Raw genomic sequence first — 17,681 nt, forward strand, 5'->3', positions numbered from 1 at the left:
AGTTACGCGTTGGTGGAGGAACCGGCGCGCCGCGCCGTCAAGCGCTGGGAGGCGCGCGCCAGCAACGCCGAACGTCCGAGCGGCAGCACGGCGAGCCCGGTCGCGACGAGCGCGAGCAGCAGCGGGAACTGAACGAGGAACGAGTGCCCGACGTACCCGCCGGGCGCGCGCCACGGCCCGGTCGAGAGCATCGCGATGCCGAGCATCGCCGACGCTCCGGCGACCCCCACCAGCACGCGCGCGGTGGTGGCGGTTCCGCGTAGCCGGATCAGGACCACGGCCAGCAGCGTCGCCACGACCGTCGTCACCGCGCCCACGGGACCACCGATCACGGTGGCGGCGGCGAGGATTCCCAGCCACCCGACCGTCGCGCTGCCCCAGGTCCGGGGTGCCGGGCCGGGATCGCGCTCACGGGCGCGACGCGGCCACAGCGCGGCGGCGATCAGTGGGATCAGCAGCAGCAGGCCGCCGAAGATCCCCAGCCGGTACCAGTGGTCGGTGGGGAAGTCGAGGGTCACCGTCCCCTCGGCTCCGGCGGGCAGGATCCAGCCCTGCTGCCAGCCGTCGACGACGACCGGCGTCAGTTCGCTGCCGTCCGGGGCGGTGGCCACCCAGCCGACGTTGGTGCTCTCGGGGACGACGACGAGGCGCTCGGTGTCCGAGCGGGCAACCGTGAGTTCCCGGTGGTTCTCGGTCCACGCGGTGGTCGACACCTGCTCGGTCGGAACGGCCTGCGCCTGTGGTCCGGCGTCGAGGCGCAGACTGTCGACGAAGAACGCCGACCCCGGTTCGACGGTCACGTCCTGCGATCCCGCCGCCAGCGGAACGGGGCCGGGGCTGTCGCAGAGGGTCGCGGGAACCGGGTCGCCCGAAAGCAATTGCCCGGCGGTTGCGGTGACACTCGTACGAACCGGCACTCCGCCGATCGACACGACCGGCCCCTCCTCGCACGGCACCGTGACGGGGCGGTCCCCGGCATTGTCGACCGGACCCGAGCCGGGCAGCAGGACGCCGTCCTCGCCCAGCACCCCGACCTCGGCGAGTCCGGCGGGCTGCAACTGGGCGAACCCGAGCGCGTTCTGGTCGAGGGTGCTCTTCCAGGACACGAGGCTGAGCACGATCCGGTCGGTCACCCGGGGTTCGACGGTGACGGTCCCGTCGTCCTCGTCCACGTCGCGCACCTGCGGTCCGTTCCCGAGGTCGACGGCGACCCGATCGGGGGCGGCGGGCACGGCACCCAGGCTCGGCGTGAGCTGCAGGCCGGTGACGAGCGTGGGTTCGGGAAGATCGATCGTGAGGGTCGGTTTCGCGCCCTTGCCGCTGGTGGTGTCCTGTTTCGCCGACCAGCTGGTGCGCGGATCGTTGTCGGTGGCGGCGAACGCCGAGCCGCGCAGGTCGGTGATGTTGCTGGTTCCGTGGGCGGACGGCCGATCCCGTTGCGTGAGAACATCTTCCAGCGGTGCGCCCTGCCGGGCCCGCAGGGTGAGCTGCGGCGTCACCGCGGTCGGTTCGGGCACCGACAGCGTCCTCTCGAACGTGCCGACCTCCTCGGGCGGCAGGACCAAGGCGTTGCTGCACCTCACCCGGTCCGGGGCGTCCGCGCAGGCGTTGCGGCCGGGGAGTTCCTGACTGAGATCCCAACCCGCGACGGACGCGCCCTCGGGGGTGGGTGGCAGCACCGTCCGGTACCGGATCGGCACGGTGACCGGGGCGTCACGCTGGGAGAAGTCCTCGACCGACACCTCGCTGATGCCGAACTGTGTTCCCGCGGAACCATTCTCGGTGCGGGTCGCGGTGATCCGCACCCACGGGGTGACACCTCCGGGAACGGAGACGGCGATCGGTTTGCCCGGCGCGTCCACCTTCACGGCCGTGCTGCCGTTGGGCGTCGACACCTCCATCCAGCGGACGGGAGCGCCGATCGCGGCCGGGCTGGTCGTGATGTGCAGCAGCGAACTGGTGAGCGGAGTGTCGAAGTCGATCTGCAGCCACTGGCCCAGCGCCCGCTCGATGCCGTTGCTGAACCAGCCCGTCGCCGGGTCGCCGTCGACGGTCGCGGCGGCACTACTGGCGGGGGAGGAGCCGCCGAGTTGGGTGGCGTCGGACGCCGCACTCGACACGCTCAGCGTCGCGCCCTCCCACCGGCCCTCCACCAGCGGGGTGTCCGCCACCGGATAGTCGGGGACGAGATTGAACGTGCGGCGCGCATCGTCCGGGGTGCGCAGCGCCGAACTGTGATTGTCGACCTGGCCGTAATCGGTTTCGCGGTCCCGGGGCGTGTCCGTGACGGTGACGTCGTCGACGGGCAGTCCGGCGCGCTTCGCGTCCGCGGCCAGCAGGACGGGTCCGGTTCCGGGCAGGGCGCCGTTCTCCCGCAGGCGCTGCAGCGATTCCGGACCGCCCTGCACGCGGGGGATGCCGTCGACGTCCGCGGTGTACGGACCGCTCGTCGTGGGCGATCCGTCCGGCGTCGACACCGCGAAGATCTCGATGGCTGGGTATCGGGGCCGCAGGTCGCTGTCGATGACGAGGCCCTCGACGTCTCCGGGCCCGATGTCCTCGCCGAAGTCCGCGACCCGGGTGAATCCGGGAGACCCGGTGACGGCCTGGTGCGCGAGCAGCGGTCGCGTCGACCGCGACGTCTCCGGGTCGAGGTCGTTGCGGAGGACGAGGTAGTGGATGCCCTGGCCGAGCAGGGTCTGCGCCATGCCGTCCGAGGGCCGGCCGTCGGCGATCAACCGCTGGATCGAGTCCATCGCCCGGATGGTGCCGGGCGGGGTGAGCGGGACGGCGTCGCGGGACGCCCACGGCGTGGACGCCAGCGCCTGCATCGGCTCGTCGCGGGTGAGCCCCCAGAGTTGGCTGCCGAACGGTGCGCCGGGCACCACGAGCGCGCGCTCCGCGTCGGAACCGTCGGGGCTGGTGCCCCCGGCGTTGTCCTCCAGCCACGACGCGGCCTGCTGCCAGTAGTCCGGGACGTCGGTGTACGTGCCGCGCGGCGCGAGTTTGCCGGTCCACGCCAGCGACGTCGCCAGGGTGAGGGCGACCAGCACCAGGCTCGTCACCGCGACCATCGGTTCGCGCTCGGGGTGCGCCAGCGCGCTGCGCCACCGCGCGAACGGCACGGACCCCGGCAGTGGCACCTTCGCCAGGAGATGCGCCAGCCCGAGCACGAGCGGGAGCCGGACGAGCGGCTCGAGTTTGTGCACGTTCCGCAGGGGCGCCCCGGTGGAGTCGAGGAACAGTCGCACCTGCTCGGCGAACGGGGAACCCAGTTCGCCGATGTACCCGGCGGCGAGTCCCGCGACCCCGACGAACAGGATCAGGGTGAGGCGACCGCGGGCCGGCATCGACCGCATGCACAGTCCGGCGAGCCCGGCGGCGGCGATGAGCCCGGTCGCGGCGACCGCGGCGGGCTGGGTGACGAGGACCGCGCCCGCGATGCGCTCGGGGGACACGAACGGCGTCCAGCTGTCGGTGCCGCGGAGGATCTCGGCGAGGGACGTCCACTGCGTGGTCACCCCGGACGATTCGATGTAGTCGAGGAACGGCGGGCTCACCTTGCCGAGCAGCAGTAGCGGCACGATCCACCACAGAGTGGCCAGAGCCAGGAACGGGAACCACCACGCGGTGAACGTCCACCACCGGCGGTTGGGCCGGTGGGAGATCCACCACAGGCCTGCGACGAGGCACGCCGCCACGGTCGCGACGGCGTTGACCGCACCCATCAGCGCGACGGCCAGGGCCGATTGGGCCGCCAGCCGTGCAGGTGAGCGCCAATGTGTGTCCCGGGACGCTTTGCCACTCACGTGGGCGAGGGCGAGAACGACGGGGAGGAGAACCCACGGCGCCAGCATCATCGGGAGGGTTTCCGACGAGATCGAACCCAGGGTGGTGAGGACGCGGGGGGAGAACGCGAACGCGATTCCGGCGATCACGCGGGACGAGCGGCTACCGGCGCCGAGCGCCTCGGCGAGGCGGACGATGCCCCAGAATCCGGCGACGAGCAGCAGCGCCCACCACACCCGCTGGGTGATCCACGCCGGGACGCTCAGGATGTCGCCGAGCGCGAAGAATGCGCCGTGCGGGAAGAAGTACCCGTAGGCCTGGTTCTGCACCTGGCCCATGGGGGCCTGGCTGCTCCACTGATGGGACGCCCGTTCCAGGAATCCGATCGGATTCTGGGACAGGTCGTATTTGGTGTCGGCGGCGAGCCGGCCGGGGGTTTGGAGGAACGCGAGAAGGAACGCTACGACAGAGGCGCCGAACAGCCACCGCCGCGAAAGAGGCTCCGCCGAGGGCGCCATGGACGACATGGCCGCCGACTCGGGGGAAGTGCGGGAACTTGTTGAGCCGGCGCTCTCAGCGGCTGCCGTACTCAACCTGGTTCAGAAGTGAGGAATCCGCGTTGCCGCTCCGGTCGACCTCGGGACGCGTGTTGTCCTGTGCGGCGGCGGTGATGCCGAGCGTCGCCACGGTGCCGAGAGCGACACCGACCACGGCGCTGACCACACCGGGCACAAGGAACTTCCCCATCTGACATCTCCCACCGTCGTGCCATCGACGCACACGGCTACTCCCGCGTACGAATTGCTCGGGTCAAGGTATCACCCGCGGGCCGCCGAACTGCTGATTGGTGCTCGGGGGCCGCCGTTTCCGCAGTTCAGGGGTTCTGTTGCACACCCAGCGCCCGGAGCAGCGTGCGCAGTTTGGTGGTCGTCTCGTCGAGTTCGGATTCCGGGTCGGATTCGGCGACGATGCCCCCGCCCGCGGTCGCCAGGGCCTCGAGTCCGTCGGCGGCGATCTCGGCGCAGCGGATGGACACCACCCAGTCGCCGTCACCGTCGCCGTCGCACCACCCGACGGCACCGCCGTAGAACCGCCGATCCTCCTCGACGTCGCGGATGGTCGCCAGGGCCGCGTCGGTGGGGGTGCCGCACACCGCGGGCGTCGGGTGCAGCAGTACCGCCAGGCTCAGGGCGTCCGTCGACGTCTCGCGCAGCACGCCTTCGATGGGAGTCGCCAGATGCCATACCTCGTGCGTGCTCGTCAGCACCGGGGACTCCGGGACCGTCAACTCGGTGCAGTGCGGCGCCAGGACGTCCCTGATCCAGGCCGTCACGAAGGCGTGTTCGGCCAGGTTCTTCGTGGACTCCAGCAGGCCCCGGCCTTCCTTCTCGTCGGCCTCCGGGTCGGCGCGCCGCGGAGCGGTTCCGGCGAGGGGGCGGCAGGTGACGCGGCGGCCGCGCCTGCTGAGCAGGACTTCGGGGCTGGCTCCGACGAGGCTGCGGCCGCGGAAGCCGTCGCCGGCCGCGGACAGGTCGACGGCGAACCCGTTGGCGGTCGGATTCTGGTGAATCATCCGTGCGGCCAACGCTTCTGCGGAGATGGGGGCGTCGGCGCGGAGGGTGACGCTGCGCGCGGCCACCACCTTCCCGAGGGTGCCCTCGCGCAGTCGGTCGACGAGGGACCGGACGCGGGCCACGTGTTCGGCGGGTTCGGGGACCTGCCGAACGACGCGGACGGACGGGAGCGCGGCGACGGTGCCGGGCCGCCACGGACCGTCCGTGAACTCCCACGATTCCGGGGCGGTCAGCGCGGCGGGCCGTGCGGGATCGAACGGCAGGGCCCCGACGATCAGTCCGGTGTCACCGTTCGCGAGGGCGGCAACAGCGGCGGCCGCGGTGTCGTACCCGTGCCGCACTCCGGACGTGCGCAGCGTCCGATCGGCGCGTGAGAGAAGGAAGCCGTCCATGGTGCACCCGACAGTAGTCGGGCGTCCGGACTACTTCCCGGGAGGCACGATCAGCACCGGGCGGTGACTGTGCCGCAACACGTGGTCGGCGACACTGCTCTGCAGCAGGGACCGCAGGCCGGTGGTGCCCCGGGTGCCGGTGACGATGATGTCGACGGCCAGTTCGTCCGAAGTCTCGACGATCGCCGTCCAGATCGTGCTGGTGCACTCGATGCACCGACCCTCGGTGGTGAGCCCGGCGGCCTCGGCGAGCAGGATGCCCTCCTCGTTGGTGACCTTGGCGTCGGAGAACGCGACGTCCTCGGTCTCCTCGTCGGGCACCCACTCGGGTTGCATCACACCGGACAGTCCCGACATGCGCGCGGCCTGACGGACCATCGGCTCCCACACCGTCACCAGCACAGCGCGATTGGAGGCGAGGAATCGTCCTGCGCACTCCACGGCGCGCTTCGCGTTGTCGGAGCCGTCGTAGGCGATCAACATCAAACCACCGGGCACCACGACCTCCTGAGTACGGGTTTCCTCTGTGTCCAGATTACCAAGCCGGGCGGCAGTGGTCGTCGATTCGGGGCCTGCCACGGGAGTAGCGGTGGCGAACTGGGCTACCGTCGAACCCATGCGGATCAAGTATGCCCTCGCGCTCGCAGCCTGTACCGGCCTCGTCGCCGGATGTTCGTCGGGTGGTGGCGAGACGGTCGCGGAGTCGTCCTCGGCGACGCCGGCGCCGTCCCCGTCCTCCGTCGAGCCCGCGTCGCACACCGGCACCGCAGCGCCCGCCGCCGCGCCGGTGTCGTGCGAGACGCAGTTCCTGCAGTCGTTGCCGTTGCGGCGCAAGCTCGCTCAGCTGCTGAACGTGGGTGTGACCGGCACCGCGGATGCCGCCCAGGTGGTCCGCAACGAGCAGGTCGGTGGCATCTTCATCGGAAGCTGGACCGACGAGACCATGCTCGCGAACCATGAGGTTCCCCAGGTGGCCTCGGCGTCGTCGCTGCCGCTGATGGTGACGATCGACGAGGAGGGCGGGCGGGTGTCGCGCGTCGAGAACCTGCTCGGCGCCGATCCCTCCGCCCGGCAGACCGCGGCCACGATGACGGAGGAACAGACCTATCAGATGGCGCTCGAGCGCGGGCGCGGACTGAAGGACCTCGGGGTCACCGTCAACTTCGCGCCCGACGTCGACGTCAGCAGCCAGCCCGACGACAGCGTCATCGGCGACCGCTCCTACTCCGACGATCCCGCCGTCGTCACCCGCTACGCCGACGCGTACGCGCGCGGCATGCGGGACGCGGGAATCCTGCCGGTCATCAAGCATTTCCCCGGTCACGGATCCGCGTCCGGCGACTCCCACACCGGCGCCGTCACCACCCCGCCGCTCGAGCAGTTGCAGACCAAGGACCTCGTCCCGTTCCGGAACCTGGTGTCGACTGGTGTCGGCGTCATGCTCGGCCACCTCGAGGTGCCCGGCCTGACGGCGCCGGGAATCCCCGCCAGCATCAGCCCCGATGCGGTGGCCCTGCTGCGCGGCGGCACCGGCTACGGTGCACCGCCGTTCACCGGCCCGATCTTCACCGATGACCTCAGCGGCATGCAGGCCATCACCGACCGCTACGACATCACCGAGGCTGTCGAGACGGCACTCGAATCCGGTGTCGACGTCGCGCTGTGGCTCACCACCGACGACGTCCCGCGGGTCCTCGACCACCTCGAAAGCGTTGTGGCCTCGGGCAAGCTGCCGCAGCAGCGGGTCGACGACGCGGTGCTGACGGTCGCGCGGGCGAAGGGCGCTCTGGCCTGCTAGTGCGCGGTGCGGCGACGGGGTGCTGGTATTCTTCTCGTCCGCCGGTCGAGCCTGCTTTATTACCGTAGAGTAAGATAGCGGGTTCGACGATGATGGAGGACGTATGGCCGGCGGCACCAAGCGACTGCCGCGCGCAGTGCGCGAGCAGCAGATGCTCGACGCTGCCGTCGACGTCTTCTCCGACAGAGGTTTTCACGAGACGTCGATGGACGCGATCGCGGCCAAGGCAGAAATCTCGAAGCCGATGCTGTACCTCTACTACGGCTCCAAGGACGAACTGTTCGCGGCGTGCATCCAGCGGGAGGGGCTGCGCTTCGTCGAGGCGCTCGCACCGGCGGGCGATCCCGGGCTGAGCCCGCGCGAGCAACTGCGCCGTGCGCTCGAGGGGTTCCTCGGGTTCGTCGGCAAACACCGTAAGTCGTGGATGGTGCTGTACCGCCAGGCGATGGGGCAGCAGGCGTTCGTCGGCTCGGTGCAGTCGAGCCGCGACCGGCTGATCGAACTCACCGCACACTTGCTCGAGTCCAGCACCAAGGACCCGGAGCCGGGCCAGGATTTCGAACTGATCGCCATAGCCCTGGTCGGGGCGGGTGAGGCCGTGGCCGACCGGGTCGCAGGCGGCGAGATCGAGGTCGACGCCGCCGCCGACCTGCTGGAGTCGCTGGCGTGGCGCGGCCTCGCGGGCAAGAAGAAGCCGGAGTGAACGGGACGCTCGTTCGGTCAGATCGAACGAGCGTCCCGATCGCCGCCGTCAGCGCAGTGTCGCGGTGAGGTGCGGGTACCCCTTCTTCGGGTGCTTGATCGACAGATCCCAGCCGTCGGCGGTCCGATCGGCGTATACGTTCAGCGTGGACGGCAGCAGGATCGGCTTGCCGAAGCGCGCGCTGTACGTGACGGCGTTTGGTATCCGGCCCTCCACCGACCCCAGGACCGCGGCCGCACTCCACATGCCGTGTGCGATGGTCTTCGGGAACCCGAAAGCCTTGGCGCCCAACGTCGAAACGTGAATCGGATTCCGGTCGCCGGACACTGCCGCGTACTTGCCGATCGTCTTCTGATCGACCCGCAACGTCCGCAGCGGACGCGGCGGCTCCTCCTCGGCTTTCGGCTCGGGGCCGGGCTGGCCGGACAGCGACGTCTTCTGCTGACGCAGGAACGTCGACGTCTGCTTCCACACCAGTTCGCGTCCGACCCTGATCTCGCTGATCACGTCGATGAGCAGCCCCTTGCGGTGCTCACGCAGATTCTCCGCGTGCACTGACACGTCGAGAGGTTCGACCACCGAGATCGGGCGGAACTGCTCGATGACGTTCTCCGCGTGCACGGAACCGATGGCGGGGAAGGGGAATCCCTCGGACACCATCAGCTTCATCACCACCGGGAACACCAGTGTGAACGGGTACGTGAGCGGCAGGGTGTCGCCGAACCGCAGCCCCGTCACCCGGTCGTACGCCGCCAGGTTGTCGGGATCCACGTGCACGCCGTTCAGGACGAGCGTCGTGTCCGGGGCGCTGTCCCCGCTCGCTCCGATGACCGGCAGCGCGCTGCGCACGGCGCGGGCGTAGATGTCGAGCGTGCCCGGCTTCTCCGTGAGTTGCACGACCTTGCCCGGCATCAGGCGCCCAGCAGGCTCTGGCCGCAGACGCGGACGATCTGGCCGGTGACGGCGTTCGACGCGGGGCTCGCGAAGTACGCGACCGTCTCGGCGACGTCGACGGTCTCGCCGCCCTGCAGCAGCGAACTCATGCGACGCCCGGCCTCGCGCGTGGCGAACGGGATCGCCGCCGTCATCGCCGTCTCGATGAAACCGGGGGCGACGGCGTTGATGGTGATCTTCTTCTTCGCGAGCACCGGCGCGGACGCCTGCACGAGTCCGATGACACCGGCCTTGGAGGTGCCGTAGTTGGTCTGGCCCCGGTTGCCCGCGATGCCGGCGATGGAGGAGACGTCGATCACGCGGCCGCCTTCCTTCAGCGCACCCTTGGCGACGAGCGCATCGGTGATGCGCTGCGGTGCAAGAAGGTTCACGCCGATCACCATGTTCCAGCGGCCCTCGTCCATGTTGGCGAGAGTCTTGTCGCGGGTGATGCCCGCGTTGTGGACGATGATGTCGGCGCCGCCGTGCCGTTCCAGGACGAACTCGGCGAGCTTGTCGCCGGCGTCGTCCGCGGTCACGTCCAGCGCGAGGGAGGTGCCGCCGACCTTGTTGGCGGTCTCGGACAGTGCCTCACCGGCGGCCGGGATGTCGGCGCAGATGACGTGCGCGCCGTCGCGGGAGAGGACCTCGGCGATGGTCGCGCCTATGCCGCGTGCCGCACCGGTGACGATGGCGACCTTCCCGTCGAGCGGCTTGTCCCAGTCGGCGGGTGCGACGGAATCCTCGGACCCCACGCGGATGACCTGGCCGCTGACGAACGCGGACTTGGCCGACAACAGGAAGCGCAGCGTGGATTCGAGACCCGACAGTCCGGTGGAGGCCGTCGGCGAGACGTAGACGAGCTGAGCGGTGGCGCCGCGCTTGACCTCCTTGCCGACGCTGCGGGTGAAGCCCTCGAGCGCGCGCTGGGCGATGTGCTCGTCGACGCCGGACGTCTCCTCGGGCGTCGTTCCGATGACGACGACGCGCGCGGACGGTGCGAGGTTGCGGATCACCGGCTGGAAGAACTCGAACAGCTGCTCGAGTTCGGTGACCGAGCCGATGCCTGTGGCGTCGAACACCAGGGCGCCGTACCGGTCGTCGCCCGCGCCCGCGGCGGGGTAGTCGGACAGGAGTTGGCGCAGCGGCTCGACGAGGCGGCCCTTGCCGCCGATCAGGACCGGGCCGGCGAGCGCCGGCTCGCCGTGCTTGTATCGCCGCAGGTTCTCGGGCCGCGGCAGTCCCGCCTTCGCCGCGATGAACGCGCCGGGTGCGGATGAGAGGAACTGGGAATAGAGGTCGGGAGCTCCCTTGCTGGCTGCCACGGTCCTACCTTCTGTCGTCGTTTGGCGGTCAGTCACCGAGCACCGAGTGAAGTGCGGTGTCGACAAGTAACTTACTCCTGAGTAAGAATAGTAGCCAACAGGTAATCGCACCAGATCCTTGGAGACGTCAGTGACCAGCAAAGCTCGCACCAACTCGAACTCCGCTGCGGCCCCGAAGCCGGGCGGAAAGCAGCAGCGTCCCGTCGCGATCGTCGGCGGAAACCGTATCCCGTTCGCCCGCTCCGACCGCAAGTACGCGCAGGCGTCCAACCAGGACATGTTCACCGCCACCCTCGACGGACTGGTGAGCCGCTTCAACCTCCAGGGCGAGAAGCTGGGACTCGTCGCGGGCGGCGCCGTCCTCAAGCACAGCCGCGACTTCAACCTGATGCGCGAATGCGTCCTCGGCAGCGCCCTCAGCCCCTACACCCCGGCGTTCGACCTGCAGCAGGCCTGCGGCACCGGACTGCAGTCGATCGTCGCGGTCGGCGACGCCATCGCGGCCGGCCGGATCGATGCCGGTGTCGGCGGCGGCGTCGACACCACATCGGACGCCCCGATCGGGGTCAACGACGAACTCCGCGAATTCCTGCTGTCGCTGAACCGTGCGAAGAGCACCGGCGACCGCATCAAGCTGCTCGGCAACGTCCGCCCGTCGATGCTCGGCATCGAGATCCCGCGCAACGGTGAGCCCCGCACCGGCATGTCCATGGGTGAGCACGCCGCCGTCACGGCCAAGGAATTCGGTGTCCGCCGCGAGGACCAGGACGCACTGGCCGCCGCCAGCCACCAGAACATGGCGGCCGCGTACGACCGCGGATTCTTCGACGACCTGGTCACCCCGTTCCTCGGCCTTACCCGCGACGACAACCTGCGTCCGGACTCCACCGCCGAGAAGCTCGCCAAGCTGAAGCCGGTCTTCGGGGTGAAGGCGGGCGACGCCACCATGACGGCGGGCAACTCCACCCCGCTCACCGACGGTGCGTCCGCGGTCCTGCTCTCCACGGACGAATGGGCCGCCGAGCGCAAGCTTCCGGTCCTCGCGCACCTCGTCGATTCCGAGACCGCGGCCGTCGACTACATCCACGGCAAGGACGGGCTCCTCATGGCGCCCACGTACGCCATCCCGCGTCTGCTGGCCCGCAACGGCCTCACCCTGCAGGACTTCGACTTCTACGAGATCCACGAGGCGTTCGCGTCCGTCGTGCTCGCGACGCTGCAGGCATTCGAATCCGACGAGTACTGCAAGGAACGCCTCGGCCTCGACGGCGCACTCGGCTCCATCGACCGCAGCAAGCTCAACGTCAACGGCTCGTCGCTGGCGGCGGGTCACCCGTTCGCCGCGACCGGCGGCCGCATCGTCGCCTCGCTCGCCAAGATGCTCGCGGAGAAGGGGTCGGGCCGCGGCCTGATCTCCATCTGCGCCGCAGGCGGCCAGGGTGTGACGGCAATCATAGAGGCGTGAACCGGCTGGCCTTTCCGGTAGCTGGGAGACCGGAAAGGCCAGCGTGTGCGCGGTGCGAGCGGGGATCCGGCAACGAGGGGTGGCCGGATCCCCGAAAACTTTTCCGACAGGTGTAACGCTGGAGATTAGCTGGCGATATCCCTGTCAGCCCCGTGTTGCTGCCTGACCCCCGACCTGGCAGCAGCGCGGGGCTCTTGCATTTCCAGTCGGCCGGTAGGCTGACGTGGGGGTCTCGACCGGGCCTCGCTCGGATCGGATCGCGCTTGAAATGCAACGAGCACCGACGGCAAGCTGAGGCCCGCACGAAGGACGACTCGGCGAGAGGGCCACGGTGAATCACGAAGACGGCGACAAGGGGAGCACTGCACCCGAACGGTCGACGCCGGACCCTTCCGCGACGCCCGACAGCGTCGAACCCGACAGCGTCGAACCCGAGAACACGGCCGACGAGCCTGCTTCGGAAGCCGACGAGGCTCAGGCCACACAGCCGAGTGCCGACGAGGCTCCGATCACGCAGCCGAGTGCCGACGAGGCTCCGACAACCCAGTTGCACCTCGGTGACCTGGGGGAACCTTCCGAGGAGCAGGCCCCGTTGTGGGTGGAGCCGCCGGCGAACGAGGACGTCACACAGGTGATTCCCGCGATTCCGCCGGGTCCCGTTCCCGGTCCGACGCAGGCGTACACGACGCCGGCCGAGGATCCGACGGTCGTGGCCCCGGCTGCCGCGTCGCCGGCCCCGCCGCAACCGGAACCGCAGCCCGCAGAACCGCAGCCCGCGGAGGAGCCCGCCGAGAAGACTCCGGCGCGTGCCTCGTGGGTGAAGGTCGCCGCGATCGCCGGCGGTGTGATCGCCGTGATCGGCATCGCGTACGCCGCGGACCTCGCGGTGTCGTCCGGGAAGGTCCCGCGCGGGGTCACCGTGGCGGGCGTCGACGTGGGCGGCTCGACCCGGGAGGAGGCGGAGGCAACGTTGCAGGCGCAGGTAGGCCCTCGCGTCGGTCAGCCGCTGACGGTGCGGGCCGGTGACGTGTCGACGGAACTCGTTCCGTCCGCCGCCGGGCTCGGCGTTGACTGGGAGGCCACTCTCGACCGGGCCCATTCGCAGCCGCTCAACCCGTTCACCAGGCTGGCGTCGTTCTTCACCACCGACGAGATCGGGGTGGTGTCGACTCGGGACGAGGCGGCGCTGGCATCCGCCGTCGACGGCCTTCGCAGTGAGACCGACCGCGCGTCGCGCGAGGGGACCGTCGTGTTCGAGGGCGCGACCCCCGTGCCGGTGGATCCGTCGACCGGGCAGAACCTGAACGGTGAGGGTGCCGAGGCGGCGCTGATCGAGAAGTGGGCGTTCGGCGAAACCGTGGATCTGCCCGTCGACGTCGTGCCCGTGACGGTGACGCAGGAGGGCGTCCAGCGGGCGCTCGACGACGTGGCGGTGCCGGCGGCGTCCGCCGATCTGGTGGTCACCGGTCGTGACGGCAAGGTCGCGACCGCGCCGCGTCAGCAGATCGGTGCCATCGTCGGGTTCGAACCGGATGGCAACGGCGGGTTGAAACCGACGTACAACATCGAGGCGGCGACGGGCATCCTCGCCCCGCAACTCGTGTCCACGGAGATCGTTCCGAAGGACGCGAAGATCACGCTCGACGGGGGATCGCCCACCGTCGTCCCCGCGGTCGTGGGCGATCTGGTGCAGTGGCCCAAGACGCTGGAGACGCTGCCCGAGGTGTTGCGCGGCAACGGTTCTCATACCACACCCGCGGTGTACGGACCGATCCCGCCCGCCCTCACGACGGAGGCCGCGCAGGCGCTGGGTGTGAAGGAAGTGATCGGCGAGTTCACGACCGGCGGTTTCTCGGCGGCGTCCGGGACGAACATCCGGCTCGCTGCCAGCGAGATCAACGGGGCACTGATCAAGCCGGGCGACACGTTCTCGCTCAACGGGTACACGGGTCCGCGCGGTACCGCTCAGGGCTATGTGGAGTCGGGCATCATCAACAACGGCCGCCCGGACACCGCCGTCGGCGGCGGGGTGAGCCAGGTGGCGACGACGATCTACAACGCCGCGTATTTCGCCGGCATGGAGGACGTCGCGCACACCGAGCACTCGTACTACATCTCGCGGTACCCCGAGGCGCGTGAGGCCACCGTCTTCGAAGGCGCAATCGACCTGCAGTTCCGGAACACCGGAAAGACGGGTGTGATGATCCAGGCCATCGGCGGTGCCTCCGACCTGACCATCCGGTTCTGGGGTACGAAGTCGGTCGACGTCGAGTCGATCACCGGCAACCGCACCAAGCCGACGCAACCCGACACGGTCACTCTGCCCGCCGGGGACCATTGCATCGCCTCCAGCGGCGCACCGGGATTCACTGCCAGCGACACGCGGGTGATCTCCGATCACGCCACCGGCCAGGAGATCTCCAGGAACACCAGGACCGTCCGCTACGACCCTGTCCCGATCGTGAAGTGTGAGGAACCGGGCGCGCCCAAGCCCGACGAGCGCACCCCCGCCGCGTCGCCGGCCCCGTCCGCTCCGGCGGAGACCCCGACCACCACCCCGAAGCCGAACGGCGGCGGGTAGCCGCACCCGTTCTCTGTTCGCGCACACCCTCGTGGGCCCGAAAAGTTTTGCGTGAACAGAGAAGTGGTGCGTCTACGGTGCTCGTACCGTGAGCGGCTGCACGGACGGCAGTGGCGCCTGGACGACCCAGCCTCGCGGCGACTCGGCACGCGCGATTGCGCGGCGGACCCGGTCCACCACCTGCGCGGGTGACTCGAGGTCGTCCCACGTCCACCGCACCACCTGGAATCCGAGGTCGCGCAGTGCGTCCTCCCGTTTCTTCTCGGCGAACACCGCGTCGCCGGGTGTTTGTCCGGGTTTCAGCAGCCGTCCGTACTTGACGCGTCCGTCGAACTCTCCGAGCACGACGCCGTCGAAGTGGAAGTCGACGCGCCCGACACGGCGCCCGACGGGGTCGAACACCTCACCTTGCTGGGAGGGAACGGGGAGCCCGGCCCGCGCCAGCATCACCCGGCTTCGCGATTCCCCGACACTTTCGCTGTGCCCGCTGACGAAGCGGACGACTCTCCGCGCCGCGTCGATTCCGTGCCGCCGCGCGGCGAGGGCGAGTTCGGCGTCCAATTCGTCGCGGCTGATGCCGAACTTGCGGACCGCGGCGTCACCGGGCACGACTGCCTGCTCGAACGGCAGCGTCCTCGCGAGGTCGACGACGGTCCGCGCCGGGAGGGTCAGCGGGTGCCCGTCCACCACTGCGACGTGCTCTCCGATCGGGGCGCAGTGCACCGTGATCCGTCGCTTGACCCGGCCGCCTCCCCGCCGGTTTCGGGTGACGTGCACGCGGTCGAGGGCCGTTCTCCACAGCGGCAGTCCGTACACGACCGCCGCAGACTGGTGGCTGAGCGCCGCGTCGTCCGAGAGGGCGTGAAGGGTCGAATCGATCAGGAAGCGATGACGTTCTTCCTCGCCGAGCGCCGAGAACACCGCCGCGGAGAGGTACGCGCCGCGGCCGATGCGGTGCCACTCGCCGCGCGTGTACAGGCGTCGGATCTCGTCGTCGCTGTAGCCGCCGCCCAACGCGTCCTGGCGTCGCAGCATCGCCCCCGGGTCGTGTTCCATGGGAACGATTCTCGCCCGGACTGCGCCGAGAATCCGGCCCGGCGGACCTGCCTGTGGATGAACCGAGGGTTGTGGACAACTCCCGCACTCCTTCTCGGCTCGCGCTCACCCTGTCGGGACCGAAAGGGGGTTCGTGGGCCGAGAAGTGGTGCGGCGCCCCGGCCAGGGCACGAAAAAGCCCGGTGGCCGGGGACGAATCCCCGGCCACCGGGCCGTGTGAAGCCGATCAAAACGCTGCTTCGTCGAGCTCCATGATGTCGTTGTCGAGGTTGGCGACGATGCCGCGGGTGGCGGTCAGCTCGGGCAGTACGTTCTTCGCGAAGAAGGACGCGATGGCGACCTTGCCTTCGTAGAACGCCTTGTCCTTGCCGGAGGCGCCTTCGTCGAGGGCCTTGATCGCGATCTCGGACTGGCGCAGGAGCTGCCAGCCGATGAGCAGGTCGCCGACGGACATCAGGAACCGGACGGACCCGAGGCCGACCTTGTACAGCTCGGACGGCTGCTCCTGTGCACCCATGAGGTACCCGGTGAGGGTGGCGGCCATGGTCTGGACGTCCTCGAGGGCGGTGGCGAGCAGGGCGCGCTCGGCCTTGAGGCGACCGTTGCCCGCCTCGGTGTCGATGAACTTCTTGACCTCGCCTGCGACGTGGGCGAGTGCCACGCCGCGGTCGCGGGCGATCTTGCGGAAGAAGAAGTCCTGCGCCTGGATGGCGGTGGTGCCCTCGTACAGCGAGTCGATCTTGGCGTCGCGGATGTACTGCTCGATCGGGTAGTCCTGCAGGAAGCCGGAACCGCCGAAGGTCTGCAGGCTGTCCGTCAGGTACTGGTAGGCCCGCTCGGAGCCGACACCCTTGACGATCGGGAGCAGCAGGTCGTTGACGCGGAACGCGAGGTCCTTGTCGGCGCCGGACACCAGCTTGGCGGTGGCCTCGTCCTGGTGCGCCGCGGTGTACAGGTACACGGCGCGCAGGCCTTCGGCGTATGCCTTCTGCATGGCGAGGGCGCGACGGACGTCGGGGTGGTGCGTGATGGTGACGCGCGGGGCGGCCTTGTCCGTCATCTGCGTGAGGTCGGCGCCCTGGACGCGTTCCTTCGCGTAGTCGAGGGCGTTGAGGTAGCCGGTGGAGAGGGTGGCGATGGCCTTGGTGCCGACCATCATCCGGGCGTGCTCGATGACGTCGAACATCTGCGCGATGCCGTTGTGGACCTCGCCGACGAGCCAGCCCTGGGCGGGAATGCCGTGGCCGCCGAAGGTGACCTCACACGTGGCGGAGACCTTCAGGCCCATCTTGTGCTCGACGTTGGTGACGAAAGCGCCGTTGCGCTCGCCCAATTCGTTGGTCTCGAAGTTGAAGTGCGTCTTCGGGACGAAGAACAGCGACAGTCCCTTGGTGCCGGGGCCTGCACCCTCGGGGCGGGCCAGGACGAGGTGGAAGATGTTCTCGAACAGGTCGTCGGAGTCGGCGGACGTGATGAACCGCTTGACGCCCTCGATGTGCCAGGAGCCGTCGTCCTGCTTGATGGCCTTGGTGCGGCCTGCGCCGACGTCGGAACCGGCGTCGGGTTCGGTGAGGACCATGGTGGCGCCCCAGCCGCGTTCGACGATGGTGGCGGCCCACTTCTTCTGCTCTTCGGTGCCGTTGTTGAACAGGACGTCCGCGAAGGCGGGTCCGGCCTGGTACATGTGCGCGGCCGGCTGGGCGCCGAGGATCAGTTCACCGATGGCCCACACGACGGACCGCGGCACGGGGACGCCGCCGATCTCCTCGGAGATTCCCATGCGGTACCACTCGGCGTCCCACAGCGCGCGGAACGACTTCTTGAACGATTCCGGCAGGGTGACGGTGTGGTTCTCGGGGTCGAAGACCGGAGGGTTGCGGTCGGCGTCGGCGAAGGACTCGCCCAGCGGTCCCTCGGCGAGGCGGGCAACTTCACTGAGCATGTTGCGGACGGTGTCGGCGTCGAGATCGCCCCACACGCCGTCACTCAGCGGCTGCTCGAGACCGAGTACCTCGAAGAGGTTGAACTCCAGGTCGCGGACGTTGCTCTTGTAATGGCCCATGTC

General features: G+C 69.6%; 12 protein-coding genes. 4 read left to right on the plus strand and 8 right to left on the minus strand.

Translation table 11 applies throughout. From position 1 onward, the window contains the following. Positions 1-2 precede the first annotated feature (2 nt). The 4 genes from CA951_RS44870 to CA951_RS00740 form a co-directional block, all read right to left on the minus strand. Positions 3-4,316, minus strand: a complete 4,314-nt coding sequence (locus CA951_RS44870; protein ID WP_087555018.1) for an alpha-(1->3)-arabinofuranosyltransferase — start codon at positions 4,314-4,316, stop codon at positions 3-5. 46 nt (positions 4,317-4,362) lie between these two features. After that, positions 4,363-4,536, minus strand: coding sequence for a DUF2613 domain-containing protein (locus CA951_RS00730; RefSeq protein WP_072947516.1), 174 nt, complete (start codon positions 4,534-4,536; stop codon positions 4,363-4,365). A gap of 127 nt (positions 4,537-4,663) precedes the next feature. Then, the gene (locus CA951_RS00735) at positions 4,664-5,755 is read right to left on the minus strand and encodes an isochorismate synthase MenF (protein ID WP_087555019.1); all 1,092 of its coding nucleotides are present in this window, start codon (positions 5,753-5,755) and stop codon (positions 4,664-4,666) included. Positions 5,756-5,785: 30 nt separating this feature from the next. After that, complete coding sequence (locus tag CA951_RS00740) at positions 5,786-6,253, minus strand: universal stress protein (protein ID WP_072947517.1); 468 nt, start codon at positions 6,251-6,253, stop codon at positions 5,786-5,788. A 118-nt stretch (positions 6,254-6,371) separates the two neighbouring features. Between CA951_RS00740 and CA951_RS00745 the strand changes: the two genes are divergently transcribed. Together CA951_RS00745 and CA951_RS00750 are read left to right on the plus strand one after the other, a co-directional pair. Next, complete coding sequence (locus CA951_RS00745; RefSeq protein WP_087555314.1) at positions 6,372-7,553, plus strand: glycoside hydrolase family 3 N-terminal domain-containing protein; 1,182 nt, start codon at positions 6,372-6,374, stop codon at positions 7,551-7,553. Positions 7,554-7,656: 103 nt separating this feature from the next. Further along, positions 7,657-8,256 (plus strand): TetR/AcrR family transcriptional regulator, encoded by a 600-nt coding sequence (locus CA951_RS00750; RefSeq protein WP_005243713.1) that lies wholly within the window; start codon positions 7,657-7,659, stop codon positions 8,254-8,256. Between the two features lie 48 nt (positions 8,257-8,304). Here CA951_RS00750 and CA951_RS00755 read toward each other — a convergent pair whose 3' ends face one another. Together CA951_RS00755 and CA951_RS00760 are read right to left on the minus strand one after the other, a co-directional pair. Continuing rightward, positions 8,305-9,168 (minus strand): MaoC/PaaZ C-terminal domain-containing protein, encoded by an 864-nt coding sequence (locus CA951_RS00755; protein ID WP_087555020.1) that lies wholly within the window; start codon positions 9,166-9,168, stop codon positions 8,305-8,307. Next, positions 9,168-10,514, minus strand: a complete 1,347-nt coding sequence (locus CA951_RS00760) for a 3-oxoacyl-ACP reductase (RefSeq protein WP_087555021.1) — start codon at positions 10,512-10,514, stop codon at positions 9,168-9,170. Before CA951_RS00760 ends, CA951_RS00755 begins: the two co-directional genes overlap by 1 nt. Before the next feature lie 130 nt (positions 10,515-10,644). Between CA951_RS00760 and CA951_RS00765 the strand changes: the two genes are divergently transcribed. Next, positions 10,645-11,979, plus strand: coding sequence for an acetyl-CoA C-acetyltransferase (locus CA951_RS00765; RefSeq protein ID WP_087555022.1), 1,335 nt, complete (start codon positions 10,645-10,647; stop codon positions 11,977-11,979). A gap of 331 nt (positions 11,980-12,310) precedes the next feature. Continuing rightward, positions 12,311-14,560 (plus strand): VanW family protein, encoded by a 2,250-nt coding sequence (locus CA951_RS00770; protein WP_087555023.1) that lies wholly within the window; start codon positions 12,311-12,313, stop codon positions 14,558-14,560. 72 nt (positions 14,561-14,632) lie between these two features. On the opposite strand, the gene CA951_RS00775 is transcribed toward CA951_RS00770, so the two are convergent. Together CA951_RS00775 and CA951_RS00780 are read right to left on the minus strand one after the other, a co-directional pair. Then, positions 14,633-15,616, minus strand: coding sequence for a hypothetical protein (locus CA951_RS00775; RefSeq protein ID WP_087555024.1), 984 nt, complete (start codon positions 15,614-15,616; stop codon positions 14,633-14,635). Between the two features lie 226 nt (positions 15,617-15,842). Then, positions 15,843-17,678 carry an acyl-CoA dehydrogenase gene (locus CA951_RS00780; protein WP_087555025.1) on the minus strand — a complete coding sequence of 612 codons (1,836 nt, stop codon included), beginning with the start codon at positions 17,676-17,678 and terminating at the stop codon, positions 15,843-15,845. Between the last annotated feature and the right edge of the window lie 3 nt (positions 17,679-17,681).

Origin of the sequence: Rhodococcus sp. NCIMB 12038 (genome assembly GCF_002165735.1) — a bacterium.
Taxonomy (GTDB): domain Bacteria; phylum Actinomycetota; class Actinomycetes; order Mycobacteriales; family Mycobacteriaceae; genus Rhodococcus_F.

Excerpts from the sequence above, each read along its gene's own strand:
- CA951_RS44870 (WP_087555018.1), bottom strand. The coding sequence starts at position 4,316 with ATGTCGTCCATGGCGCCCTCGGCGGAGCCTCTTTCGCGGCGGTGGCTG.
- CA951_RS00730 (WP_072947516.1), bottom strand. The coding sequence starts at position 4,536 with ATGGGGAAGTTCCTTGTGCCCGGTGTGGTCAGCGCCGTGGTCGGTGTC.
- CA951_RS00735 (WP_087555019.1), bottom strand. The coding sequence starts at position 5,755 with ATGGACGGCTTCCTTCTCTCACGCGCCGATCGGACGCTGCGCACGTCC.
- CA951_RS00745 (WP_087555314.1), top strand. The coding sequence starts at position 6,372 with ATGCGGATCAAGTATGCCCTCGCGCTCGCAGCCTGTACCGGCCTCGTC.
- CA951_RS00750 (WP_005243713.1), top strand. The coding sequence starts at position 7,657 with ATGGCCGGCGGCACCAAGCGACTGCCGCGCGCAGTGCGCGAGCAGCAG.
- CA951_RS00755 (WP_087555020.1), bottom strand. The coding sequence starts at position 9,168 with ATGCCGGGCAAGGTCGTGCAACTCACGGAGAAGCCGGGCACGCTCGAC.
- CA951_RS00775 (WP_087555024.1), bottom strand. The coding sequence starts at position 15,616 with ATGGAACACGACCCGGGGGCGATGCTGCGACGCCAGGACGCGTTGGGC.
- CA951_RS00780 (WP_087555025.1), bottom strand. The coding sequence starts at position 17,678 with ATGGGCCATTACAAGAGCAACGTCCGCGACCTGGAGTTCAACCTCTTC.